Source organism: Streptomyces sp. NBC_01618, assembly GCF_045209435.1.
GTDB lineage: Bacteria > Actinomycetota > Actinomycetes > Streptomycetales > Streptomycetaceae > Streptomyces.
Map to the genome: position 1 here is coordinate 2,519,877 of NZ_CP109297.1, position 24,370 is coordinate 2,544,246.

Genomic DNA, 24,370 nt, shown 5'->3' on the forward strand with positions numbered 1-24,370 from the left:
GGCTCCACACTCCGGGGAGTGCGCAGCGGACCGGGGAGATGAACGGTATGCCCGCTGCCGGGGATTCAGCTCGCCGCGCTGTCGATGTCCACGCGGACGGTCGTGCCACTCAGGGCCGACTCGAGAACCGCAGCCGCCACCTCGACGGTCCGCAGCCCCTGCCGCAATGTGCAGATGTCATCCGATGTGCCCTGTACAGCGTCCCTGAAGAGCTCGTGCTCGACCAGCAGCGGCTCGCGCTTGGGAATGGCGTAGCGGATCATGTCGCCCTCGGAGACACCGCGGAAGGCCTGCAGCGCCTCCCACTCGGTGGCCACCGCGGCGTTCGAGTGGAAGGTGAGGTCGGCGGTGAGGGTGTCGGCGACGAAGGTGCCGCGCTCGCCGGTGACGGAGGTGAACCGCTCCTTGAGCGGGCTCAGCCAGTTGACCAGGTGGTTGACCATGGTGCCGTCGGAGAGCTGCCCCACGGCGGAGACCATGTCCTCGTGCGGGCGGCCGGACTTCGACACGGTGTGGGCGGCGACCGACGTGTACGCCTGCCCCGTCACCCAGCCCGTCAGGTCGATGTCATGCGTGGCGAGGTCCTTGACCACGCCGACATCGGCGATGCGGTGCGGGAACGGGCCCTGTCGGCGGGTGACGACCTGGAAGACCTCGCCCAGCTCGCCCGCCTCCAGCCGGGAGCGCAGCGACCGCAGCGCCGGGTTGCAGCGCTCGATGTGGCCGACGCCTGCGACCAGCCCGCGCGACTCGAAGGCGTCGACCAGCCGTCGGGCGCCTTCCACGGTGTCGGCGACGGGCTTCTCGATCAGCGCGCAGACACCGGCCTCGGCGAGCTGGAGGCCGACTTCCTCGTGCAGCGCGGTGGGGCAGGCCACGACCGCGTAGTCGACACCGAGTGCGATCAGTTCGTCGACCGTGGACAGCACGGGGGCGCCCTGCGCCCAGCCGTTCTTGTCCCCCATCGGGTCGACGACGCCGACCAGCTGTACGTTCTCCAGGCCGGCCAGCACACGGGCGTGGTGGCGGCCCATCGAGCCGAGGCCGATCAGTCCGGCCCTCAGTCCTGCGGTCACTGCATGTCTCCCAGCGAGTTCACGGCGTCGACGATGCGGTCCAGGTCGTCCGGCGTCAACGAAGGATGCACGGGCAACGAGACGACCTCGGCGGCGGCCCGCTCGGTCTCCGGCAGGTCCCAGATCCGGCCCGCCTTCTGGTCGGGCTCCCAGTACGGCTTCAGCCGGTGGATCGGAGTCGGGTAGTACACGGCGTTGCCGATGCCCGCCTCGCTCAGCCTGGCCATGGCGGCGTCACGGTCACCCTGGACCCGAATGGTGTACTGGTGGTAAACGTGGCGTGCACCATTGGCAACGGGCGGGACGGTGACGCCGGGCGCGGTGATGTTCCCGTCGAGGTACGCGGCGTTGGCGCGGCGCTGCTCGGTCCAGCCGAGCACCTTGCCGAGCTGTACGCGCCCCACGGCGGCGGACACGTCCGTCATGCGCATGTTGGCGCCGACGATCTCGTTGGCGTACCGCTGCTCCATGCCCTGGTTGCGCAGCAGCCTGAGGGTGCGCGCCACCTCTGCGTCGGCGGTGGTGACCATGCCTCCTTCGAGAGAGTGCATGTTCTTGGTGGGGTAGAAGCTGAACGTGCCGCCGGAGCCGAAAGCGCCGACCGGGGTGCCGTTCAGTGCCGCGGTGTGCGCCTGGCAGGCGTCCTCGACCACGGCGAGTTTGTGCTTGTCGGCGATGGGCATGAGCTTGTCCATCGCTGCCGGGTGACCGTACAGGTGCACCGGCATGATCGCGACGGTGCGCGGCGTGATGGCGGCCTCGACCGCGGCCGGGTCCAGGCCGAAGCTGCCCGGCTCGATGTCCGCGAAGACGACATCGGCACCGGTCAGGCGGACGGCGTTGGCGGAGGCCGCGAAGGAGAAGGAGGGGACGATGACCTCGTCGCCGGGGCCGATCCCGAGGGCGAGCAGCAGCAGGTGCAGGGCCGAGGTACCGGAGTTGACCGCGATGCAGTGGCGTCCGGCGACCAGCTCCGAGAACCCCTCCTCGAAGGCTGCGACCTCCGGGCCCTGCACCACACGACCGCTGCGCAGTACGCGTACCACGGCCTCGATCTCGTCGTCACCGATCACGGGTCGGGCAGCAGGGATCGCTTCCCTGTTGTCGCTCGACATGGACATCCTCCTTGAACACCGCAAGAGCTGTGACCGACGACTACTCAAGGGCACGCGAATGCCGGCATGAGGCTCCGCCGCCCCGGCGCATGGCCGATTCTGTACCAATATATTGCGCGCAAATCACCCTTTTTCCCGGGGGGCAATGCACCGGGGTGTCAAGGATGGTCTGTCCTGCCTGAAGCGGGCCGACGCGCTGATGAGCATTCGCGAGAATGACTTATCCGACATCAGCCGCGTCACATTATCAGGCTTTTCATAGCTGGTTTCCTTGAGGTTACGGCCGACGAGACATGGCCCACACGCTCCGCGCCTGCGTCCCGGATGCGAAAGAGGTGCTGTCCCCCGCGGGGGACCGCACCTCTTTCCCATGCTGTCCGACCGTCCGTCGGTCAGCTCTCCGTGTCGGCCGAGACGGAGGGCTGCGGCGACTGCTCGGCGGCGACCGTCTTCTTCGCCGCCGCCTTCTTGGCCGTCGTCTTCTTCGCGGCGGTCTTCTTGGCAGCCGTCTTCTTGGTGGCTGCCTTCTTGGCGGTGGCCTTCTTGGCGGTCTTGCGGGCCGTCTTCTTGGCCGGGGCCTCCGCTTCGGCGGCCTCGGCCGGCTCGGTGTCGGGCTTCGGCTCCGGGGAGCCGGTCACCACGACGACCTCCGCCGCGTCCGCGCCCGCGGGCGAGCCTGCGGGGGCGGTGACCTTACGGGTCACCCGGCGGCGGGCACGCGGCGGAGCGGCCGCGGGGACCACCTCTTCGGATGCTGCCTCGGGCTGCGGAGCCTCGATGACGACCGGGGCCTCGATGACGACCGGGGCCTCGGCGACCGGGGCCTCGACAGCCGGGGCTTCCTCGGCGACCGGGGGGCCGGCCGGAGCGGTCGCCTTCCGGGTCGCCCGGCGACGCGTACGGCCCTGGGGGGCCTCGGCGACGGGCTCCGGCTCCACCACCGGCTCGGGCTCGGCGGCCACGACCGGCTCCGGCTCGACGACCGGCACCGGTTCGACGACCGGCTCCGGGGCAGGGGCCGCTTCGGCCTTCGGGGCGCCGGCCGGGGCTGTGGCCTTGCGGGTCGCGCGGCGCCGGCCGCGGCCCCGCGCGGCCGCAGCCTCGGCCTCGGCCGCGCTGCTGTACAGCTCCTCGTCCGGGACGAACTCCGGCTCGGGCAGCGCCACCGGGGCGGCCACCTCGGCAGCCACCTCGGCCTCGGTCTCGACCTCGGTGACGTGCTCGTGCTCGGGCTCCTGGCCCGCGCGGCCGCGCTTCTTGGCACGCTTGCCGCCGCCACCGACCGACGTCGGCTGCTCCATGTGCACGATCACACCGCGCCCGTTGCAGTGGACGCAGGTCTCGGAGAAGGACTCCAGCAGACCCTGGCCCACCCGCTTACGGGTCATCTGGACCAGGCCCAGCGAGGTGACCTCGGCGACCTGGTGCTTCGTACGGTCGCGGCCCAGGCACTCCAGCAGACGCCGCAGCACCAGGTCCCGGTTGGACTCCAGCACCATGTCGATGAAGTCGACGACGACGATGCCGCCGAGGTCGCGCAGCCGCAGCTGACGCACGATCTCCTCGGCCGCCTCCAGGTTGTTCTTGGTGACGGTCTCTTCGAGGTTGCCGCCCTGGCCGGTGAACTTGCCGGTGTTGACGTCGACGACGACCATCGCCTCGGTCTTGTCGATCACCAGCGAGCCGCCGCTCGGCAGATAGACCTTCCGGTCCAGCGCCTTCATGAGCTGCTCGTCGATCCGGTACGTCGCGAAGATGTCGACCTCGGAGGTCCAACGCGACAGGCGGTCCGTCAGGTCGGGCGCCACCTGCGAGACGTAGCCGTGGATGGTCTCCCACGCGTCGTCGCCGCTGACGATGACCTTGGAGAAGTCCTCGTTGAAGATGTCGCGGACGACCCGGACGGTCATGTCCGGCTCGCCGTAGAGCAGCGTCGGCGCGTTGGAACTGCCGGTGCTCTTCGCCTTCTTCTGGATGTCCTCCCACTGCTGCTGCAGCCGCTCGACATCACGGCTCAGCTCGTCCTCGCTGGCACCCTCCGCCGCGGTGCGGACGATGACGCCCGCGTCCTCGGGGACGATCTTCTTGAGGATGGTCTTCAGCCGGGCCCGCTCGGTGTCGGGCAGCTTGCGGCTGATGCCGGTCATCGAGCCCTCGGGCACATAGACCAGGTAGCGGCCGGGCAGCGAGACCTGGCTGGTCAGGCGGGCGCCCTTGTGGCCGATCGGGTCCTTGGTCACCTGGACGAGGACGGACTGGCCGGACTTGAGCGCGGTCTCGATACGGCGCGGCCCGTGGGCCATGCCGAGCGCCTCGAAGTTCACCTCACCCGCGTACAGGACGGCGTTGCGGCCCTTGCCGATGTCGACGAAGGCGGCCTCCATGGACGGCAGTACGTTCTGCACCTTGCCCAGGTAGACGTTGCCGACGTAGCTGGTGGCCTGCTCCTTGTTGACGTAGTGCTCGACGAGCACGTTGTCCTCGAGGACACCGATCTGGGTGCGCTCGCCGTTCTGGCGGACGACCATGACCCGCTCGACGGCCTCGCGGCGCGCCAGGAACTCGGCCTCGGTGATGATCGGGACGCGACGGCGGCCCTGCTCACGGCCCTCGCGGCGGCGCTGCTTCTTCGCCTCCATACGGGTCGAGCCCTTGATGGACTGGACCTCGTCGAAGCCGGTGCCGGGCTCCCGCTCCTCCTTCTTGCGGGGCTCGCGGACCTTGACGACCGTACGCTCCGGGTCGTCGACGCCGTTTTCGGCCTCGGACGGGACGTCCCCGCTGCGCCGACGGCGACGACGACGGCGACGGCTGCTGCTGGATCCGGCGGCGGACGCCTCGTGCTCCTCGTCCTCCTCCTCTTCGGGCTCCTGAGCGCGCTCCTGGTCACCCTCGGCGTGCTCGGCGGCGGCCTCGTCACCGAACTGCTCCGCGGTCTCGTCGCCCTCGGCGCTCTCGCCACGACGGCGGCGACGGCCTCCACGACGGCGGCGGCGCGAGGGCCGGTCCCCGTACTCGTCCGTCTCCTCGCCCTCGCCCTCGACCTCGTGCCCGGCTTCGCTCTCGCCCTCCGGCTCGTGCTCCTCCTCGGCGTACTCCGCCACCTCGGCGGCAGGAGCGGCGGCCTGCTCGGGCTCGGCGGCCTCACCACGACGGCGGCGACGGCGGCGCGAACCGGCCTGCGGCGCGGCCTCGGCGGCCGGTGCCTCGGTGGTGGCGGCCGGCTCCTCGACCGTCTCCGGCTCTTCCTCGACCTCTGCGTGACGCGAGGCGGCAGCGGCGGCGGCCGCGGTCTCCGGCGTCTGGAACATCGGCTCGGCGAAGACCGGCGCCTGGAACACGGCCACGGCGGGGCGCGCCGCGCGACGGCTCTTGCGTACGGGCTCCTCCTCCTTGGCGGTGAACTCGGGCCGACCCGCGGCCGCGGTGGCGCGGCGCCGGGTGCGGCCACGCGGTGCCGCCTCCTCGGCGGGCTCGGCGGCCGGCTCCTCGGGGGCGGTGGCCTCGGGCAGGCTCTCGCCGGTGTCCTCGGCGGCCTGCGGCGCACCGGCCGGAGCGGTCGCCTTGCGGACCGCACGACGACGCGTACGCGGGGCCTCGACGGCTTCTTCCTCGGCTTCCGCGGGCGCGACGGGCTCGACGACTGCCTCGGCGGCCTGCGGCGCACCGGCCGGAGCCGATGCCCTGCGCCGGGTACGGCCGCGCGGCGCGGCGGGCTCGGGCTCGGCGGCCGGCTCGGGCTCGGCAGCCGTCACGGGCGTCGCTTCCTCGACGATCTCGACGGCCTCGGCGGCCTGCGGCGCACCCGCCGGAGCGGTCGCCTTGCGAACGGCACGACGACGCGTACGCGCCGGCGGCGCCTCCACGACCTCGGCTTCGGCTTCGGCTTCGGCTTCGGCTTCGGCTTCGGCTTCGGCTTCGGCTTCGGCTTCTACGACAGGCTCGGTCACGGCCTCGGCGGCCTGCGGCGCACCCGCCGGAGCGGTCGCCTTGCGAACGGCACGACGACGCGTACGCGCCGGCGGCGCCTCCTCCACCTCGGCCTCGGCCTCGGCTTCGACGACGGGCTCGGTGGTCTCGGCGGGTGCCACGATCTCGACGGCCTCGGCGGCCTGCGGCGCACCCGCCGGAGCCGTCGCCTTGCGGACCGCACGACGACGCGTACGGGTCGGCGGCGCGGCTTCTGCGGCTTCTGCCGCCGGGGCGCTCGCGGCTTCGGCGGTGGTGTTGTCGGACACTGCGGCGTCAACGACCGGTATGGCCGGAGCGGCGGTGCCCAGTGCCTCTGCCACCGGCGGGCCGGCGGGGCGGGACGCGGCGCGGCGCCTGCGGCGCGGCGGCAGCTTGTCGCCGGGTGCGTTGTTCTCTTCGGCGTTCCCGGTCGTGCCGGGTTCGTTGGACTGGGGCATGCGGGCGGTTCTCCCGTCAGGCTCCCGGGCGCCGCGCCTGGTTCCGGTCCAACACGGTCCGCGTGATGTACGCGGGACCGGTGTCCGGGGCGCGGGCGCCGCACGGGAGCTCAATGTCTGGCTCGCCGGTTCCGTACGCGAGGTGCGTACGGCCTGGCGAAAGTCTTATGGGTCATCGCGCGGCCCGGCCCAGGTGGCTCCCGAGTCGGAGAGCTGCGCTGCAACGACCGCCTTACGCGGAACCTGCACCTTCCGGCGCCGTCGCGACGGCGGTCCCGGTGGCCGTGGATGGAGCGGCCGGGGCTGCCTCGCGGTCGGGCGCGAGCGGGTCGGTCACCGTGCCGGACTCCTCGTCGAAGAGCCCCTGCGCCAGCCTGGTCACCGCTGCGGGTACCGGCGGCGCCAGGTCGGCCACAACGCGGAGACCGGACAGGACGTCGTCAGGTCGCACGGCAGGTGTCACGTGCCGAACAACCAGCCGCAGTATCGCACAGGGCCTGTCCTCGGGCCTATCAGGCTGTGGATCAAGGGCCTCCAGGCCGACCACGGCGGCGCGGGCATCGAAGGTCCGCATGCCGTTCTTCGCCCGGCGCTGGACCTCGACGGTCTCCGCCTCGTTGAAGGCGGCCACGGCCTTCGCGGCCTCCTCCACGGGGACTCCGTCGAGACGCAGTTCCCAGATGGAGGCGGTCAGCCGGTCGGCGAGACCCGAGGTGCGGGCCTCCACGGCGTCGGTGACGTCGAGACCGTCCGGCAGCGAAGCGTTGAGCAGCTCGCGCAGAACGGCGGGATCCCGGGCCTCGGTGAGGGCGATCTCCAGGAACTCGGCCTCACTGCCCGTGCCGGTGGGTGCGGCATTGGCGTACGAGACCTTCGGGTGCGGGGTGAAGCCCGCCGAGTAGGCCATGGGCACCTCGGAGCGGCGCAGTGCCCGCTCGAAGGCACGCTGGAAGTCGCGGTGGCTTGTGAACCGGAGGCGGCCGCGCTTGGTGTAGCGCAGTCGGATGCGCTGCACCGCCGGTGCGGGCGGCGGGCCTTCGGGCTGTCGCTTGCCCAGTGGTTCTTCTCCTCGGTGCGGGACGGACGCGGTGGCACGCCGCCCTCGAAATGCGGGTGGCCCGGGGTGTCCGGTCCGGCTCACCCCCGCTCGGCGTTCTTCTCTCCGAGCAGGGAGATCTCTGGTTCGGGCGCCGCGCTGGGCACAGTCGTTGTACTACCCAGAGTACGCGCAAGAGGGCTCCCCGGTTCCCGGGGAGTCGGAGCGCCGGGCCCGCCGACCAGTGCCCGCCAGGCGTCACGGCGCGCCCGCGCCACGGTCTCGCGTGCCGTGCGCAGCGCCGACCGGGCCGCGCGTCCGGTCTCGACGGCAGCCCACTTGGCAGGGGCCCAGACGGCGTCCCGTACGAAATGCCCCACCGGCGTGCACACCGCGCGGTAGGCCCAGGTCACCGGCGCCCCGACCAGATGCCACGCCAGCCAGGCGATGGCCCGGCCGACGGCCCGCGAGATGTAGCCCGCGATGCGCCAGGCGACACCGAACGCGGCGGCGATCTCCCGGCCGACCGGGGCGAGGACCCGCCGGTACAGCAGGCCGAGCGGCGCGACCAGCAGGGTCGTGACCAGCCACACCACCGCCGTCCACAGACCGGTCCCGACGGCCGCGATCCCGCGCGCCAGCCGGTCGAGCAGCCACGCGATGCCGTGGCCGAGCGGGGTGAGCAGTTCGCGGTACGTCCAGGCCAGCGGCCGTACGACCAGGTGCTCCACCAGCCAGACGGCGGCGAGCGCGAGCGGCACCAGGATGTATCGCCACAGGCCGCTCACCGGCCAGACGAAGAGGGCGGTGAGCACCCAGCCGACGGCCGTACGGATCCCACGTCCCGCAGGTGCGAGCAACACCCGGTACACCCACCGCAGCCCGTGCCCGAGCGGAGTGAGCACCGCCTCGTACAGCCACACCACCGGCACCACCAGCCCGTACCGCACCGCAGGCACCAGTACGTACCGCCAGAGCGCGACCCACGGCCAGACGAAGACCGCCGCGGCCAGCCACAGCAGCGCACGGCCGAGCGGAGTGAGCACCGACTCGTACAGCCAGCCGGAGGGAATCACCACCAGCGTCGCGAACAGCCAGGACAGGGCCCGGCCCAGCGGGCGCAGCAGAGCCCGGTCGGTGGCTCGGGCCGCCACCACCAGGGCGTCCCAGATCATCCGTACGGGCAGCACGACGACCAGCACCACGATCCGTACCGGGATCCGGATCAGTGTGGTCAGACAGCCCTCGCCGGCTTCGTACTGCGCGGGGGCCCGGTGTTCGCCGTAGTCCATGCCGTACATGACGCGAAGGCCCGGTCCGGGGTTTCCCGGACCGGGCCTTCGTCACCGAGCTGTCACCCGGACGGGACGTGCCCGAGGCGGCTACTTCACGACCGACAGCGGCAGCAGCTTCTTGCCGGTCGGGCCGATCTGGATGCTGGTGTCCATCTGCGGGCAGACGCCACAGTCGAAGCACGGGGTCCAGCGGCAGTCCTCGACCTCGGTCTCGTCGAGCGAGTCCTGCCAGTCCTCCCAGAGCCACTCCTTGTCGAGACCGGAGTCCAGGTGGTCCCAGGGCAGGACCTCCTCGTACGTCCGCTCCCGGGTGGTGTACCAGTCGACGTCCACGCCGTACTCGGGCAGCGCCTTCTCGGCGGCGGTCATCCAGCGGTCGTAGCTGAAGTGCTCGCGCCAGCCGTCGAAACGGCCGCCGGACTCGTAGACCGCGCGGATGACGGAGCCGACGCGGCGGTCGCCGCGCGAGAGCAGGCCCTCGACGATGCCGGGCTTGCCGTCGTGGTAGCGGAAGCCGATGGAGCGGCCGTACTTCTTGTCGCCGCGGATCTTGTCGCGAAGCTTGGTCAGCCGGGCGTCGGTCTCCTCGGCGCCGAGCTGCGGGGCCCACTGGAACGGCGTGTGCGGCTTGGGCACGAAGCCGCCGATGGAGACGGTGCAGCGGATGTCGTTCTGGCCGGAGACCTCGCGGCCCTTGGCGATCACGTTGACCGCCATGTCGCCGATCTGGAGGACGTCCTCGTCGGTCTCGGTGGGCAGACCGCACATGAAGTACAGCTTCACCTGACGCCAGCCGTTGCCGTACGCGGTGGCGACGGTACGGATGAGGTCCTCTTCCGAGACCATCTTGTTGATGACCTTGCGCATCCGCTCGGAGCCGCCCTCGGGGGCGAAGGTGAGACCGGAGCGGCGGCCGTTGCGGGTCAGCTCGTTGGCCAGGTCCACGTTGAACGCGTCGACGCGGGTGGAGGGCAGCGAGAGGCCGATCTTGTCCTCGGTGTACCGGTCGGCGAGGCCCTTGGCGATCTCGCCGATCTCGGTGTGGTCCGCGGAGGAGAGCGAGAGCAGTCCGACCTCTTCGAAGCCGGTCGCCTTGAGACCCTTCTCGACCATCTCGCCGATGCCGGTGATGCTTCGCTCCCGCACGGGGCGCGTGATCATGCCGGCCTGGCAGAAACGGCAGCCGCGGGTGCAGCCGCGGAAGATCTCGACGGACATCCGCTCGTGGACGGTCTCGGCGAGGGGCACGAGGGGCTGCTTCGGGTACGGCCACTCGTCGAGGTCCATCACGGTGTGCTTGGACACCCGCCACGGCACGCCCGACTTGTTGGGCACGACACGGCCGATGCGACCGTCCGGGAGGTACTCGACGTCGTAGAAGCCCGGGACGTAGACGCCGCCGGTCTTCGCGAGCCGGAACAGCACCTCTTCGCGGCCGCCGGGGCGGCCCTCGGCCTTCCAGCCGCGGATGATCTCGGTGATCTCCAGGACGGCCTGCTCGCCGTCGCCGATGACCGCGCAGTCGATGAACTCGGCGATCGGCTCGGGGTTGAACGCGGCGTGCCCGCCGGCCAGCACGATCGGGTCGTCGACGGTGCGGTCCGCGGCGTTCAGCGGGATGCCCGCGAGGTCCAGGGCGGTGAGCATGTTGGTGTAGCCGAGCTCGGTGGAGAAGCTCAGCCCGAAGACGTCGAAGGCGCGGACGGGGCGGTGGCTGTCCACGGTGAACTGCGGGACCTTGTGCTCGCGCATCAGCTCTTCGAGGTCCGGCCAGACGCTGTAGGTGCGCTCGGCGAGTACGCCCCGGCGCTCGTTGAGTACCTCGTACAGGATCATGACGCCCTGGTTTGGGAGTCCGACCTCGTACGCGTCCGGGTACATCAGCGCCCAGCGGACGTCGCATTCGTCCCACGGCTTGACGGTGGAGTTCAGCTCACCGCCGACGTACTGGATGGGCTTCTGCACATGCGGGAGCAGAGCTTCGAGCTGTGGGAAGACCGAATCGACAGACATCGCGAACTTTCGAGAGCCGGCAAGGGTGACCATCAAGCGTACCCCGGCGCTCAGCCTGCCGGCGCCGACCGGATCCGTGGCCGCGACGCCCGTTTCCACACCTCGGGCAGCTCCCGTTCCCCGGCGGCGGCGGTCGCCTCCTCCCGCCCGTACAGCAGTCCCCAGGTGAATCCCGGCTCCCCCGCCGCGTGTGCCTGGACGGCCAGGGTGCGCAGGGCGTCGCGGGCCACGACGCTGTCCTGGTGGTCGCCGAGGAGGGTCTGGAGGGCCTTCATCCGTTTGGCGAACCGCTTGACCGGCTTCCCGAGCGCGGGCTGGGCCGCCTCCGCCGCGTAGCGGGCGCGCTTGGCCGCCTTGCGGGCGTCGTGCATGGCGAGATTCCGGTCTCCGCCGGGCGGGAGCTCCAGGGCGTGGCCGACGCGGGCCGCAAGGCGTTCGTACTCCTTCAGCACGGCGCGGGGCAGTGCCCGTTCGGGGTCCTTGGACGCGGCGGGCAGCAGCGGCGGGGCGGTGAGCAGGGCGTCGAGGCTGTCCAGGAGTGCCAGGTAGCGCGTTGTGTCGAGTACGCCGACGGTGCGGCGCCGGGAGCCGCCCCGGCGGGCCACCGACCAGATCCGGAGCCTGCTGCGGACGGGGCCGAGGATCAGGGTGCTGGGCAGGCCGTCGAGACCGGCGCACAGCCGGGCGTCGAGGACTTCCTGGTCGCGGTCGATACCGAGCTCGGCGGCCAGCCACTTCAGCTCGTCGCCGACCGGGTCGGTGACGCCGCGGTCGAGGATCTTCCCGTAGGACCGCAGCGCGCTGCGGAGCCTGCGGGTGGCGACCCGCATCTGGTGCACGGAGTCGGGGAGGTCCCGGCGTACGGCGGGGTCGAGGGCGACGATCGCCTCGGCCTGGTGGCGGATGTACGTGAGGACGTGGTCGCCGGCGGTGGGGTGCGTCCCCTTGCGGCCGGGGGTCTTCTTCGGCTTCGGCGCGGTCTCGGCGAGCGCCCTGGCCAGTTTGGACGGTGCCGCGGACGGGCGGACTCCGGCCTTGCGCAGCCTCCGTTCGACGGCGTCGAGGAAGGCGGGGTCGCCGTCGTCGGCGAGTTCTACCTCGATCTCCGTCCAGGCGGCCGTGCCGCTGCCGCCGGTCAGCCGTTCGGCCCGCACGGTGTCGGTGCTGGCCTCGGCCAGCAGCGCGCCCCCGGCGTCGAGGAGGTGGTGGACGTCGCGGGCGGAGCGCAGCCGGACGACGGGGACGAGCTCCCCGTCGCGGACCCGGGAGCGGAGCAGCCCGGCGAGGGAGGGCGGCAGGGTGTCGGAGAGCGGTTCGCGCAGTTCGTCCCGGATGCCGGAGGCGACGGGGAATTTGAGGTGCCAGCCGGCGTCGCTGCCGCCGGTGCGGCGGCGCAGGGTGAGGGAGTCCGCCGCGAGCCGGAGGTCCTCGGTGTCGTAGTAGACGGCGTCCAGTTCGGTGACGCCGCGGTGGTCGACGGCCGAGACCCCGGCCACCCGGCTCAGGTCGGGGAGCCGGGTTTCCGCCGTGGCTTCGTACTTCCGCTCGATCTCACGCTTCGAGTCCGCCATGAACCGAATCTAGCCGTGTTGTACGCGAATGGGCAGTGCTCCCGCACCGGCTCAGGCGCTTATCGGCCGTTGCACCCTGATCGACTGGAGCAGTCCGACGGCCACCCAGACGGCGAACATCGAGGACCCTCCGTACGACACGAACGGCAGCGGCAGCCCCGCGACCGGCATGATGCCGAGCGTCATCCCGATGTTCTCGAAGGACTGGAAGGCGAACCACGCGATGATTCCGGCGGCGACGATCGTGCCGTACAGCTCGGTCGTCTCGCGGGCGATCCGGCAGGCGCGCCACAGGACGATGCCGAGCAGGACGATGATCAGCCCGGCGCCGAGGAAGCCGAGTTCCTCGCCCGCGACGGTGAAGACGAAGTCGGTCTGCTGCTCGGGGACGAACTGGCCGGTGGTCTGGGTGCCCTGGAAGAGGCCCGTTCCGGTGAGGCCGCCGGAGCCGATCGCGATGCGGGCCTGGTTGGTGTTGTAGCCGACGCCCGCCGGGTCGAGCGCGGGGTTGGCGAAGGCGGCGAAGCGGGCGATCTGGTACTCGTCGAGCAGGCCGAGCTGCCAGATCGCGATCGCGCCGGCCACGCCCGCGCCGAGCAGGCCGAAGACCCAGCGGTTCGACGCGCCGGAGGCGAGGAGCACGCCGAGCACGATGACGACCATGACCATCACGGAGCCGAGGTCCGGCATCCCCATGACGACGAGCATCGGCACGGCTGCCAGGCCCAGCGCCTTGGCGACGGTCCGGTGGTCGGGGTGGAGCTGGTCGCCCGCGTCGACGCGGGCGGCGAGCAGCATCGCCATGATCAGGATGATGGTGATCTTGGTGAACTCGGAAGGCTGGAGCGAGAAGCCGCCGCCGATGATGATCCAGGCGTGGGCACCGTTGACGGTGGCGCCGAGCGGGGTGAGGACCGCCAGTACGAGGATCACCGAGAGGCCGTAGAGGATCGGGACGGCGCCGCGCAGGGTGCGGTGGCCGAGCCAGATCGTGCCGATCATCAGGGCGAAGCCGATGCCGGTGTTGAGGGCGTGCCGGAGGAGGAAGTAGTACGGGTCGCCGTGGGTGAGCGCGTGGCGGCCCCGGGTCGCCGAGTAGACCAGCAGCGAGCCGATGAGGGAGAGCGCGATCGCGGACCCGAGCAGCGGCCAGTCGAGTTTGCGTACGACGGAGTCGCGGGCGATGAGCTTGCCCCAGGCGGAGCGCTCGGGGGCGTACCGCGAGACGGAGAAACCGGCCATCAGTCGCGCCTCCCCAGGATCGCGGCGAGGGTCTGTTCCTCCGGGGTCTTCTGCGAGTCCGGGTTGTACGGCTTGATCTCCGGGGCGTCGATCGAGCCGTCCCGCTGGATCTTCGGCAGGGACTTCTGCGGCGTGGGCAGCAGCGCCTTCTTCAGGTCCTGCTTGCCGGAGTCGTCGAGGCCGTAGAGGGCGTCGTAGATGTTGCGCACGGCGGGCCCGGACGCACCGGAGCCCGTGCCGCCCTGAGAGATCGTCATGACGATCGAGTAGTCCCTGGTGTACGTGGCGAACCAGGAGGTCGTCTGCTTGCCGTAGACCTCGGCCGTACCCGTCTTGGCGTGCATCGGGATCTTGTCCTGCGGCCAGCCGCCGAATCGCCAGGCGGCGGTACCGCGGGTCGCGACGCCCGCCAGCGCCCCCTCCATCTCCTTCAGGGTCTTGGCGCTGACCGGCAGCTTGCCGTGCGAATGGGGCTCGATCACGCGGACGTGCTTGCTGTCGGGGCTGACGATCGCCTTGCCGACGGTCGGGTCGTAGAGCGTGCCGCCGTTGCTGATCGCGGCGTAGATGGTCGCCATCTGGATCGGGGTGACGAGGGTGTCACCCTGGCCGATGGAGTAGTTGATCGCGTCATAGGCGTGCAGCTTCATGCCCTCGAGGCAGTTCTCGTGGGCGAGCACGGTGCCGAAGTCCTTCTTCTTGGGCCATTTCTTGCCCTGCTCGCACCAGGCGTCCTTGTTGGCCTTCCAGAAGTCCTTCTTCCACTGGCGGTCGGGGACACGGCCGGTGACCTCGCTGGGGAGGTCGATACCGGTCTCCTTGCCGAGGCCGAACTGGTGGGCGGTCTTGAAGAACCAGTCCTTGGCGTTCTTCTTGGGCTTCAGCCCGCCGTCCTTCTGCCACTGCTGGTGGCCGAGTGCGTAGAAGACGGTGTCGCAGGAGACCTCGAGCGCCTGGCCCAGGGTGATCGAGCCGTGGCCCTGCGATTCGAAGTTCTTGTAGACCTGGCCGTCGGCGCTGTAGGAGCTGGGGCAGGGGTAGTTGCCGTCGAACGCGTAGCCCGCCTGGACGGAGGCCGCGGTCGAGACGACCTTGAAGATCGAGCCCGGTGCGGCCTGGCCCTGGATGGCGCGGTTGAGCAGCGGATAATTGGACTTCTTGCTGGTCATCCGGGCGTAGTCCTTGGCGGAGATGCCGCCGACCCAGGCGTTGGGGTCGTAGTTCGGCAGGGAGGCCATCGCGACGACCCGGCCGGTCTTGGCCTCCATGACGACGACGGCGCCGGAGTCGGCCTTGTAGTTCTCGCCGGTGTTCTTGTCGAAGGACTGACGGGCCGTCTTCATGGCCTCGTTGAGCTCGTACTCGGCGACGGCCTGGACCCGGGCGTCGATGGAGGTGACGACGCTGGAGCCGGGCTCCGCCTCGTCGTTCTTCGCCTGGCCGATGACCCGGCCGAGGTTGTCGACCTCGTAGCGGGTGACACCGGCCTTGCCGCGCAGTTCCTTGTCGTAGGTGCGCTCCAGGCCGGAGCGGCCGACCTGGTCGGAGCGCAGGTACGGCGATTCGGTGTCCTGGGCCTTGGTGATCTCCTCGTCGGTGACGGGCGAGAGATAGCCGAGGACCTGGGCGGTGTTGGCCTTGCCGGGTGCGGCGTAACGGCGTACGGCGGTGGGTTCGGCGGTGATGCCGGGGAAGTCCTCGGCGCGTTCGCGGATCTGGAGGGCCTGCTGGGTGGTGGCCTCGTCGGTGACCGGGATCGGCTGGTACGGCGAACCGTTCCAGCAGGGCTGCGGGGTCTTCGCGTCGCAGAGCCGGACCTTGTCGAAGACTTCCTTGGGCTGCATGCCGAGGACACCGGCGAGCCGGGTCAGGACGCCCTTGCCGTCGTCCGGCATCTTCATCAGCTCGGTGCGGCTGGCGGAGACGACCAGACGGGTCTCGTTGTCGGCGAGGGGCACGCCGCGCGCGTCGAGGATGGAGCCGCGGACGGCGGGCTGGACGACCTGCTGGACGTGGTTGTTCTTCGCTTCGTCGCTGTACTCCTTGCCGTTGCGGATCTGGAGGTACCAGAGGCGTCCGCCGAGGGTGAGCAGCAGGGAGAAGACGAGGACCTGGATGACGACGAGACGGATCTGGACCCGCTGGGTCCGGCCGGTCTCGGGGATGTTGCTCACGGGGCGCCCCCGGTGGTGGTCGGACCGGAGACACGGGGGGTGTCCCCGCTGTGGTGCGGCCTCACAGTCGCTTGACTCCCTTGATCCGTCCGGCGCGTGCCGCGCGGTTGCGGGCGACCTTGACGCGCAGTCCGCCGCGCTGGCCGCCGATCCGCAGTCCGGTACCGGAGGCCAGCCAGCCCGCGGCGACGTCGCCGCCGCCGGACGCGTCGGCGACCGGATCGTTCACCGTGCGTCTGGCGATCGCCATGACCAGCGGCACGACGAACGGCGCGAGGAGCAGGTCGTAGACGGCGGCGGTGAACAGCAGGCTGCCCAGGCCCACGTGACGGGCCGCCGTGTCCCCGACGAGCGCGCCGACGAGCGCGTACAGCAGGGTCGAGCCGATCGCCGCGGCGACGACCCCGATCATCGGGACGGCCGCCGACTTGAGCTGCCCGTTCTCCGGCTTGGCCAGTCCGGCGAGGTAGCCGATGACGCAGAGGACCAGCGCGTAGCGCCCGGCGGCGTGGTCGGCGGGCGGTGCCAGGTCGGCGAGGAGTCCCGCGCCGAAGCCGATGAGGGCGCCGCTGACATGCCCGTACACGAAGGCGAGAGCGAGGACGACGAGGAGGAGCAGGTCGGGCACGGCGCCGGGGAGCTGGAGCCGGGCGAGGACGGAGACCTGGACGACGAGGGCGACGACGACCAGGAAGACGGAGAGCAGAGTCCGGTTCAAGCGCATGGGAATCAGCTCTACCTCTGCTCGTCTACCGCGGTGCCGGCGCTCGGTGTGGCGTTGGGACTGCTGCTGGGCATCGGGGATCCGCTCGGGTCCGGGCTCTCGTGGATGTTCCCGACGACGTTTCCTTCGGTGTCGACGATGTCTCCGTTGGGCGAGATCGTCACGGTGACGGTCGGGGTGGGCTTGGGCTTGGCGGACTTGGCGGGCGCCTTGGGCAGGACCATGTCGCGGGGGTCCTCGCGCGGGGCCTGCACGACGATGCCGACGATGTCGAGCTTGGTGAACCCGACGAACGGACGGACGTAGACGGTACGGGTCAGACCGCCGCCCGACGGGTCGACGCGCACGACCTCGCCCACCGGGACGCCGGGCACGAACGGCTTGTCCTTGCTGGAACCGAAGGTGACCAACCGGTCGCCCTTCTGCACCTTGGCCTTGCCGTTGAGGAACTGGACGGACAGCGGCCGGGAGCCCTGGCCGGTGGCGAAGCCCAGTTCGTCGGTCTTCTCCATGCGCGTGCCGACGGTGAAGTCGGGGTCGTTGGCCAGGAGCACCGTGGCGGTGTCCGGGCCGACGGTGGTGACCCGGCCGACCAGTCCGTCGCCGTTGATGACGGTCATGTCGCGCTTGATGCCGTCGTTGGAACCGGCGTCGATGGTGACCGTCCAGGAGAAGCCCTGGGCCGCTCCTATGGCGACGACCTCGGCGGCCTTGATGCCGTACTGTCCGGCGGCCGACTTCTTCAGCATCCGGTCCAGTTCGCGGACCCGGTTGCGGTTCTGGTCGTCGCTGCCGAGCTTCGTCTTCAGCGCGGCGTTCTGCTGCTCCAGTTCGGCGATCCGGTTGTGCCGGGTGCCGGAGTCGCGCACCGCTCCTATGGCGTTGCCCACCGGGTCGACGGCCGCCGCCACGCCGTTCTCGACCGGTCCGAAGACCGTGGCTGCGGCCTGTCGGGCGCCGTCCACCGGTGACTCCTCGCCGCCCCGGATGTCCACCGTGATCAATGCGAATGCGATGGCGACCAGCAGCACCAGGAGCAGCCGGCTCTCTCGTGTGTCCCTCACGTGCGGCGGCCGTGCCTTCCTCGTCGGAATGTTCGTGCCTGTATATCAACGATCGGCCGTACGGAGCGGCAGCGGTCCGCGCAGCAGACCACTGTGTTGTCCGCCCTCGGACCCGGCCCGCCGCCTACCTGCGGGGCTGGGCGTCCAGTACCTGCTGGAGTGCCTCGAACTCCTCGACACACTTGCCGGATCCGAGCGCCACCGAGTCCAGCGGGTCCTCGGCGATGTGGATCGGCATGCCGGTCTCGCTGCGCAGCCGCTCGTCCAGCCCGCGCAGCAGCGCGCCGCCGCCGGTGAGGACGATGCCGCGGTCCATCACGTCGCCGGAGAGTTCCGGCGGGCACTTGTCGAGCGTGGTCTTCACGGCGTCGACGATCGCGTTGACCGGCTCCTCGATGGCCTTGCGGACCTCGTCGGCCGAGATGACCACGGTCTTGGGCAGCCCGGAGACCAGGTCGCGGCCGCGGATCTCGGTGTGCTCGTCCTTGTCCAGGTCGTACGCCGAGCCGATCGTGATCTTGATCTGTTCGGCGGACCGCTCACCGAGAAGGAGCGAGTACTCCTTCTTGATGTGCTGGATGATCGCGTTGTCCAGTTCGTCACCGGCGACCCGGATCGACTGGGCGGTGACGATTCCGCCGAGCGAGATGACCGCGACCTCGGTGGTGCCGCCGCCGATGTCGACGACCATGTTGCCGGTGGCCTCGTGGACCGGCAGTCCGGAACCGATGGCCGCCGCCATGGGCTCCTCGATGATGTGCACCTGGCGCGCACCGGCCTGCGTCGACGCCTCGATGACGGCGCGTCGCTCGACGCCCGTGATGCCGGAGGGCACGCAGACGACGACGCGCGGGCGGGCCAGGTAGCGGCGCTTGTGGATCTTCAGGATGAAGTAGCGGAGCATCCGCTCGGTGATCTCGAAGTCGGCGATCACACCGTCCTTCAGTGGCCGTACGGCAACGATGTTGCCCGGCGTACGCCCGATCATCTTCTTGGCCTCGGAACCGACCGCCAGGATGCCGCCGGTGTTGGTGTTGATGGCCACGACGGACGGCTCGTTCAGAACGATGCCGCGCCCTCTGACGTACACCAGCGTGTTGGCAGTCCCGAGGTCGATAGCCATGTCACGGCCGATGAACGACATTGAGTTCCCCTTGTTCCCCATGAGGATGCGTCGGGCCTTCCGAGAAAGCGATGATGGCTTGTTCTGGTCGGCGAGATGAGCGCTGCGGGCGTGGAAGATTCCATCGTAGTGCCGTATGCGCGGACACCGCGCGAGGGCCCTTCGCCTTTGTAGGCGGAACGGGTGGCCGTTCCACTCATGGTGACGTTACGTCGGGGTGATGCGTTCCCGCGATTCGGCACCCTATGCCGAAGGGCGACCGAATTAATTCGGTCGCCCCAGGTCATGAGCGCTGTTCGGCTGATTCGAGGTCAGGAGAGTCCCGGAAAGAAAAGCTTCAGTTCTCGTTCTGCGGACTCCTCGGAGTCCGAGGCGTGGATGAGGTTCTCGCGGGTGATCGTGCCGAAGTCACCACGGATGGAGCCGGGCGCGGCGGCGATCGGGTCGGTGGGGCCGGCCAGCGTACGGATGCCCTCGATGACCCGCTCGCCCTCGGCGACCAGCGCGACGACCGGGCCGGACTGCATGAACTCGACGAGCGGCTCGTAGAACGGGCGGCCGACGTGCTCGGCGTAGTGCTGCTCCAGCGTGGCGCGGTCGAGGGTGCGCAGCTCCAGCGCGGTGATCCGCCAACCGGCCTTGCGCTCGATCCGCCCGACGATCTCGCCGACCAGTCCGCGCCCGACCGCGTCGGGCTTGAGCAGGACGAGGGTGCGCTGGGTCATGGTGTGCGGCTCCTTGGAGACATGCGGGTGCGGTGAAGCGAGGCTACAGGGGTACGGGAACGGGCCCACGGCCGGGTTGGACCGACCGGCAACTGGGGGGTGACGCCGCCCCCCAATGACCGGTCGGTCCTTGGCCTCGGGGCACGGGATCAGCCACCGGCCGGGGCCTCGGCGGCCTCCTCCGCGGCCGCCCAGCGGGCCTTCGCCTCGTCGATCTTGCGGCCGTAGTGCACCGAGGCCCACCACAGGGCGCCGAAGACCACGCCGAGGATGAACATCATCGGGACGACGAAGCCGCTCAGCACCAGGGCGATCTGCAGCGCCCAGCCGAGCTGTATCCCGCCGGGGCGGGTGATCATCCCGCAGAGCAGTACGGAGAGCAGCATGCCGATGCCGCACACCGTCCAGACAGTGGTGTTCGCGAGGCCGTCGGACTTCATCGCGACGAGTCCGGCGAAGCCGATCACGAAGAACTCGCCGATCAGTGTCGATGCACAGAGCGTACGCACGTCGGTCAGTGCCTTCCCAGGAGCAGTCGGGCCTCGCCGACCGTGATCACGGAACCGGTCACCAGGACGCCGGCGCCCGCGTACTCGTCCTCCTCCTCGGCGAGGGTGATCGCCGCCTCCAGCGCGTCGTCGAGGCGCGGCTCGACCTGGACGCGGTCGCTGCCGAAGACCTCGACCGCGACGGCGGCCAGTTCGTCGGCGTCCATCGCGCGGTCGCTGGAGTTCTGGGTGATGACGACCTCGGCGAAGATCGGCTCGAAGGCTTCGAGGAGCCCCCTGACGTCCTTGTCGCCGCTCGCGCCGACCACACCGATCAGCCGGGAGAAGCCGAACGCCTCGGAGAGCCCGTCGGCGCAGGCGCGGGCGCCCGCCGGGTTGTGGGCCGCGTCCAGGACGACGGTCGGGCTGGAGCGGACGACTTCGAGACGGCCCGGCGAGACCACCGCGGCGAAGGCCTGACGGACCGTATCGATGTCGAGCGCGCCGGGCTGCTCGGCGCCGATCCCGAAGAACGCCTCCACGGCACAGAGCGCCACCGCCGCGTTGTGCGCCTGGTGGGCGCCGTACAGAGGGAGGAAGACCTCCGTGTACTCGCCGCCGAGGCCGCGCAGCGTCAGCAGCTGGCCGCCGACGGCGATCTCACGGGAGATGACGCCGAACTCCATGCCTTCGCGGGCGACCGTGGCGTCGACCTCGACGGCCTTCTTCAGCATGACCTGCGCGGCGTCGACCGGCTGCTGCGCCAGGATGACCGTGGCGTCCTGCTTGATGATTCCGGCCTTCTCACCGGCGATCTCGGCGGGCGTGGCACCGAGCCGGTCGGTGTGGTCCAGCGAGATGGGGGTGACGACGGCGACCGAGGCGTCGATGACGTTCGTCGCGTCCCAGCTGCCGCCCATGCCGACCTCCACGACGGCGACGTCGACCGGCGCGTCGGCGAACGCCGCGTACGCCATGCCCGTCAGCACCTCGAAGAAGGAGAGCCGGTACGGCTGCTGGGCGTCGACCATTTCCACGTACGGCTTGATGTCCTGGTACGCCTCGATGAACCGCTCGGGGTCCATCGGCGCACCGTCCAGGCTGATCCGCTCGGTGATCGACTGGACGTGCGGCGAGGTGTAGCGGCCGGTACGCAGGTCGAAGGCGCCGAGCAGGGCCTCGATCATGCGGGCCGTGCTCGTCTTGCCGTTGGTCCCGGTGATGTGGATCGAGGGGTAGGCGCGCTGCGGCTCGCCGAGCACGTCCATCAGCGCGGCGATGCGCGTGACGGACGGCTCCAGCTTGGTCTCGCCCCAGCGTCCGGCGAGCTCCTGCTCCACGGCGCGCAGCGCCTTGTCCACCTCGGGGTCGGCGGGGCGGACGGGGACGTCCTGGCCCTGCGGCGGCCCCGAGCGGGTGCGCAGCGTACGGCTCCCGGCCTCGATCACCGCCAGGTCGGGGTCGCGCTGGGTCGCTTCGTCGACGATCTCCGCGAAGGTGTCGTCGGGATCGGAGGCGTCGTGCCGGTCGGAAGGGCGGGGCTCACTCACGAGGCCAGTCTACGGATGGGCACGGACATCGTGCGCAGTGGCCGGTGCCGCCCGAGTCCGGCCGGGCCCGGGACGGGCGAAGCCCCCGTATCTCCCGGCAGAGGGGGTACGGGGGCTTCGCCGTCGGCGGGTGATCAACCCTGCGGCAGGTTCGCCAGCTGGTTGGTGATCCGCTCGATGTCCGCCTCGGCCTTGGTGAGCCGGCCGCGGATCTTGTCGACCACGTTGTCCGGTGCCTTGCCGAGGAACGCCTCGTTGGAGAGCTTGGCGTCCGCCTGGGCCTTCTCCTTCTCGGCGGCGGCCAGGTCCTTCATCAGGCGCTTGCGCTCGGCCTCGACGTCGATCGTGCCGGACAGGTCGAGGGCGACCGTGGCCCCGGCGACCGGCAGCGACGCGGTGGCGTGGAAGCCGTCGCCGGCGGGCTGCAGGCGCAGCACCTGGCGGATGGCCGCCTCGTGCGGGGCGAGCGCGGTGCCGGTCAGGACGAGCTCGGCCGGGACCTTCTGGCCGGGCTGCAGGCCCTGGTCGGAGCGGAACCGGCGGACCTCGGTGACGACCTGCTGGACGAGCGCGATCTCCTGCTCGGCGGCGTCGTCGCGGAAGCCGCTGTCGGCCGGCCAGTCGGCGATGACGACGGACTCCTTGCCGGTCAGCGTGGTCCAGAGCGTCTCGGTGACGAACGGGACGACCGGGTGCAGCAGACGCAGCATCACGTCGAGGACCTCGCCGAGGACCCGGCCGGAGACCTTGGCCTGCTCGCCGCCCGCGAAGAACGTGGTCTTCGACAGCTCGACGTACCAGTCGAAGACCTCGTCCCACGCGAAGTGGTAGAGCGCCTCGCTGAGTTTGGCGAACTGGAAGTCGTCGTAGAACGCGTCGACTTCGGCGACCGTCTTGCCCAGTCGCGACAGGATCCACCGGTCGGTCACCGACAGCTGCTCGACGGGCGGCAGTTCGCCCTCGACGGTGGCGCCGTTCATCAGCGCGAAGCGCGTCGCGTTCCAGATCTTGTTGGCGAAGTTCCGGGAACCCTGGACCCAGTCCTCGCCGATCGGGACGTCGACACCGGGGTTGGCGCCGCGTGCCAGCGTGAAGCGCAGCGCGTCGGAGCCGTACTTGTCCATCCAGTCCAGCGGGTTGACGACGTTGCCGAAGGACTTCGACATCTTCTTGCCGTGCTCGTCGCGGACCATGCCGTGCAGGACGATGGTGTGGAACGGCGGGACGCCGTCGTTGACGTACAGGCCGAACATCATCATCCGGGCGACCCAGAAGAAGAGGATGTCGTAGCCGGTGACCAGGACGGAGTTCGGGTAGAACTTCGCGAGGCTGTCGGTCCGCTCCGGCCAGCCGAGCGTGGAGAACGGCCACAGGCCGGAGGAGAACCAGGTGTCCAGGACGTCGTGGTCCTGCGTCCAGCCCTCGCCCGTGGGCGCCTCGTCGTCCGGTCCGACGCAGACGACCTCGCCGTTCGGGCCGTACCAGACGGGGATGCGGTGGCCCCACCAGAGCTGGCGCGAGATCGTCCAGTCGTGGAGGTTGTCGACCCAGTCGAAGTAGCGCTTCTCCATCTCCTGCGGGTGGATCTTGACCTTGCCGTCGCGGACGGCGTCACCGGCCGCCTTGGCGAGCGGGGCGACCTTGACCCACCACTGCAGCGACAGCCGCGGCTCGACGGTGGTCTTGCAGCGCGAGCAGTGGCCGACGGAGTGGAGGTACGGACGCTTCTCGGCGACGATCCGGCCCTCGGCGCGCAGCGCGCCGACGATCGCGGACCGGGCCTCCAGACGGTCGAGTCCCTCGAACGGGCCGGGGACGGTGATGACGGCGCGCTCGTCCATGACCGTGAGGAACGGCAGGTCGTGGCGCTTGCCGATCTCGAAGTCGTTCGGGTCGTGGGCGGGCGTCACCTTCACGGCACCGGTGCCGAACTCCGGGTCGACGTGGTGGTCGGCGACGACGGGGATCGTACGGTCGGTCAGCGGCAGCTTGATCTGCTTGCCGACGAGGTGCTTGTAGCGCTCGTCGTCGGGGTGGACGGCGACCGCGGTGTCACCGAGCATCGTCTCGGCGCGGGTCGTGGCGACGACGATGGTGTCCTCACCGTCCCCGTACGTCATGGAGACGAGCTCGCCGTCGTCGTCCTGGTACTCGACCTCGATGTCCGAGATCGCGGTCAGGCAGCGGGGGCACCAGTTGATGATGCGCTCGGCGCGGTAGATCAGCCCGTCGTCGTACATCTGCTTGAAGACGGTCTGGACGGCGACGGACAGGCCCTCGTCCATGGTGAAGCGCTCACGGGACCAGGCGACGCCCTCGCCGAGCCGGCGCATCTGTCCGGAGATCTGGCCGCCGGACTCGTTCTTCCACTGCCAGACACGCTCGACGAACGCCTCGCGGCCCAGGTCGTGGCGGGACTTGCCCTCCTTGCCGAGCTCGCGCTCGACGACGTTCTGGGTGGCGATGCCGGCGTGGTCCATGCCGGGCTGGTACAGCGCCTCGAAGCCCTGCATACGCTTGCGGCGGACGAGGGCGTCGATCAGCGTGTGCTCGAAGGCGTGCCCCAGGTGCAGGCTGCCCGTGACGTTCGGCGGCGGGATGACGATGGAGTACGGCGGCTTCTCGCTGTGCTCGTCGGCTTCGAAGTAACCACGTTCTACCCAGCGCTCATACAGCTTCCCCTCTACCTCGGCCGGTGCGTACTGGGTCGGCAGTTCGGGGTTACTGGCTGGCGTCTGCTGAGTGTTCTCGGTCACGGGGGACAG

Annotated in this window: 16 protein-coding genes; all 16 read right to left on the reverse strand. The window is 70.4% G+C overall.

Annotated features, from left to right (window positions below; translation table 11 throughout):
* Nucleotides 1-65 precede the first annotated feature (65 nt).
* The 16 genes from OH735_RS11910 to OH735_RS11985 all read right to left on the reverse strand — a co-directional run bounded on the left by OH735_RS11910 (nucleotide 66) and on the right by OH735_RS11985 (nucleotide 24,361).
* Nucleotides 66-1,076, reverse strand: a complete 1,011-nt coding sequence (locus OH735_RS11910; RefSeq protein WP_406381342.1) for a Gfo/Idh/MocA family protein — start codon at nucleotides 1,074-1,076, stop codon at nucleotides 66-68.
* A complete protein-coding gene (locus OH735_RS11915) occupies nucleotides 1,073-2,191 on the reverse strand; it encodes a DegT/DnrJ/EryC1/StrS family aminotransferase (RefSeq protein WP_406381343.1) in 1,119 nt (372 codons plus the stop codon). Before OH735_RS11915 ends, OH735_RS11910 begins: the two co-directional genes overlap by 4 nt.
* A gap of 392 nt (nucleotides 2,192-2,583) precedes the next feature.
* On the reverse strand, nucleotides 2,584-6,600 hold the full coding sequence (locus tag OH735_RS11920) for a ribonuclease E/G (protein ID WP_406381344.1): 4,017 nt from the start codon (nucleotides 6,598-6,600) through the stop codon (nucleotides 2,584-2,586).
* A 232-nt stretch (nucleotides 6,601-6,832) separates the two neighbouring features.
* Entirely contained in the window at nucleotides 6,833-7,615 is a 783-nt protein-coding gene (locus OH735_RS11925) for a TIGR03936 family radical SAM-associated protein (RefSeq protein ID WP_406381345.1), read from the reverse strand.
* 122 nt (nucleotides 7,616-7,737) lie between these two features.
* Nucleotides 7,738-8,928, reverse strand: a complete 1,191-nt coding sequence (locus OH735_RS11930) for a hypothetical protein (RefSeq protein ID WP_406381346.1) — start codon at nucleotides 8,926-8,928, stop codon at nucleotides 7,738-7,740.
* Between the two features lie 90 nt (nucleotides 8,929-9,018).
* Nucleotides 9,019-10,944 (reverse strand): TIGR03960 family B12-binding radical SAM protein, encoded by a 1,926-nt coding sequence (locus OH735_RS11935; protein WP_406381347.1) that lies wholly within the window; start codon nucleotides 10,942-10,944, stop codon nucleotides 9,019-9,021.
* Nucleotides 10,945-10,994: 50 nt separating this feature from the next.
* On the reverse strand, nucleotides 10,995-12,515 hold the full coding sequence (locus OH735_RS11940; protein WP_406381348.1) for a CHAD domain-containing protein: 1,521 nt from the start codon (nucleotides 12,513-12,515) through the stop codon (nucleotides 10,995-10,997).
* 51 nt (nucleotides 12,516-12,566) lie between these two features.
* Nucleotides 12,567-13,757, reverse strand: a complete 1,191-nt coding sequence (gene rodA / locus OH735_RS11945; protein WP_406381349.1) for a rod shape-determining protein RodA — start codon at nucleotides 13,755-13,757, stop codon at nucleotides 12,567-12,569.
* Nucleotides 13,757-15,931, reverse strand: coding sequence for a penicillin-binding protein 2 (mrdA, locus tag OH735_RS11950; protein ID WP_406381350.1), 2,175 nt, complete (start codon nucleotides 15,929-15,931; stop codon nucleotides 13,757-13,759). The genes rodA and mrdA overlap by 1 nt, the downstream gene beginning before the upstream one ends.
* Nucleotides 15,932-15,992: 61 nt before the next feature.
* Nucleotides 15,993-16,655: a rod shape-determining protein MreD gene (gene mreD / locus OH735_RS11955; protein ID WP_406381351.1), complete on the reverse strand. Its 663-nt coding sequence runs from the start codon at nucleotides 16,653-16,655 to the stop codon at nucleotides 15,993-15,995.
* An 11-nt stretch (nucleotides 16,656-16,666) separates the two neighbouring features.
* Nucleotides 16,667-17,719: a rod shape-determining protein MreC gene (gene mreC, locus OH735_RS11960; RefSeq protein ID WP_406381352.1), complete on the reverse strand. Its 1,053-nt coding sequence runs from the start codon at nucleotides 17,717-17,719 to the stop codon at nucleotides 16,667-16,669.
* A gap of 124 nt (nucleotides 17,720-17,843) precedes the next feature.
* Complete coding sequence (locus OH735_RS11965; RefSeq protein ID WP_406381353.1) at nucleotides 17,844-18,863, reverse strand: rod shape-determining protein; 1,020 nt, start codon at nucleotides 18,861-18,863, stop codon at nucleotides 17,844-17,846.
* Between the two features lie 290 nt (nucleotides 18,864-19,153).
* Nucleotides 19,154-19,567 carry a nucleoside-diphosphate kinase gene (ndk, locus tag OH735_RS11970; RefSeq protein WP_406381355.1) on the reverse strand — a complete coding sequence of 138 codons (414 nt, stop codon included), beginning with the start codon at nucleotides 19,565-19,567 and terminating at the stop codon, nucleotides 19,154-19,156.
* A 149-nt stretch (nucleotides 19,568-19,716) separates the two neighbouring features.
* Nucleotides 19,717-20,076: a DUF4233 domain-containing protein gene (locus tag OH735_RS11975; RefSeq protein WP_406381357.1), complete on the reverse strand. Its 360-nt coding sequence runs from the start codon at nucleotides 20,074-20,076 to the stop codon at nucleotides 19,717-19,719.
* 5 nt (nucleotides 20,077-20,081) lie between these two features.
* Nucleotides 20,082-21,605: a bifunctional folylpolyglutamate synthase/dihydrofolate synthase gene (locus OH735_RS11980; RefSeq protein ID WP_406381359.1), complete on the reverse strand. Its 1,524-nt coding sequence runs from the start codon at nucleotides 21,603-21,605 to the stop codon at nucleotides 20,082-20,084.
* Nucleotides 21,606-21,739: 134 nt separating this feature from the next.
* The gene (locus OH735_RS11985; protein ID WP_406381361.1) at nucleotides 21,740-24,361 is read right to left on the reverse strand and encodes a valine--tRNA ligase; all 2,622 of its coding nucleotides are present in this window, start codon (nucleotides 24,359-24,361) and stop codon (nucleotides 21,740-21,742) included.
* Nucleotides 24,362-24,370 lie beyond the last annotated feature (9 nt).

Bases quoted from the DNA above. Each gene is read 5' to 3' on its own strand.
- OH735_RS11920 (WP_406381344.1), bottom strand. From the start codon at position 6,600: ATGCCCCAGTCCAACGAACCCGGCACGACCGGGAACGCCGAAGAGAAC.
- ndk (WP_406381355.1), bottom strand. From the start codon at position 19,567: ATGACCCAGCGCACCCTCGTCCTGCTCAAGCCCGACGCGGTCGGGCGC.
- OH735_RS11930 (WP_406381346.1), bottom strand. From the start codon at position 8,928: ATGGACTACGGCGAACACCGGGCCCCCGCGCAGTACGAAGCCGGCGAG.
- mreD (WP_406381351.1), bottom strand. From the start codon at position 16,655: ATGCGCTTGAACCGGACTCTGCTCTCCGTCTTCCTGGTCGTCGTCGCC.
- OH735_RS11935 (WP_406381347.1), bottom strand. From the start codon at position 10,944: ATGTCTGTCGATTCGGTCTTCCCACAGCTCGAAGCTCTGCTCCCGCAT.
- OH735_RS11940 (WP_406381348.1), bottom strand. From the start codon at position 12,515: ATGGCGGACTCGAAGCGTGAGATCGAGCGGAAGTACGAAGCCACGGCG.
- rodA (WP_406381349.1), bottom strand. From the start codon at position 13,757: ATGGCCGGTTTCTCCGTCTCGCGGTACGCCCCCGAGCGCTCCGCCTGG.
- OH735_RS11965 (WP_406381353.1), bottom strand. From the start codon at position 18,863: ATGTCGTTCATCGGCCGTGACATGGCTATCGACCTCGGGACTGCCAAC.
- OH735_RS11915 (WP_406381343.1), bottom strand. From the start codon at position 2,191: ATGTCGAGCGACAACAGGGAAGCGATCCCTGCTGCCCGACCCGTGATC.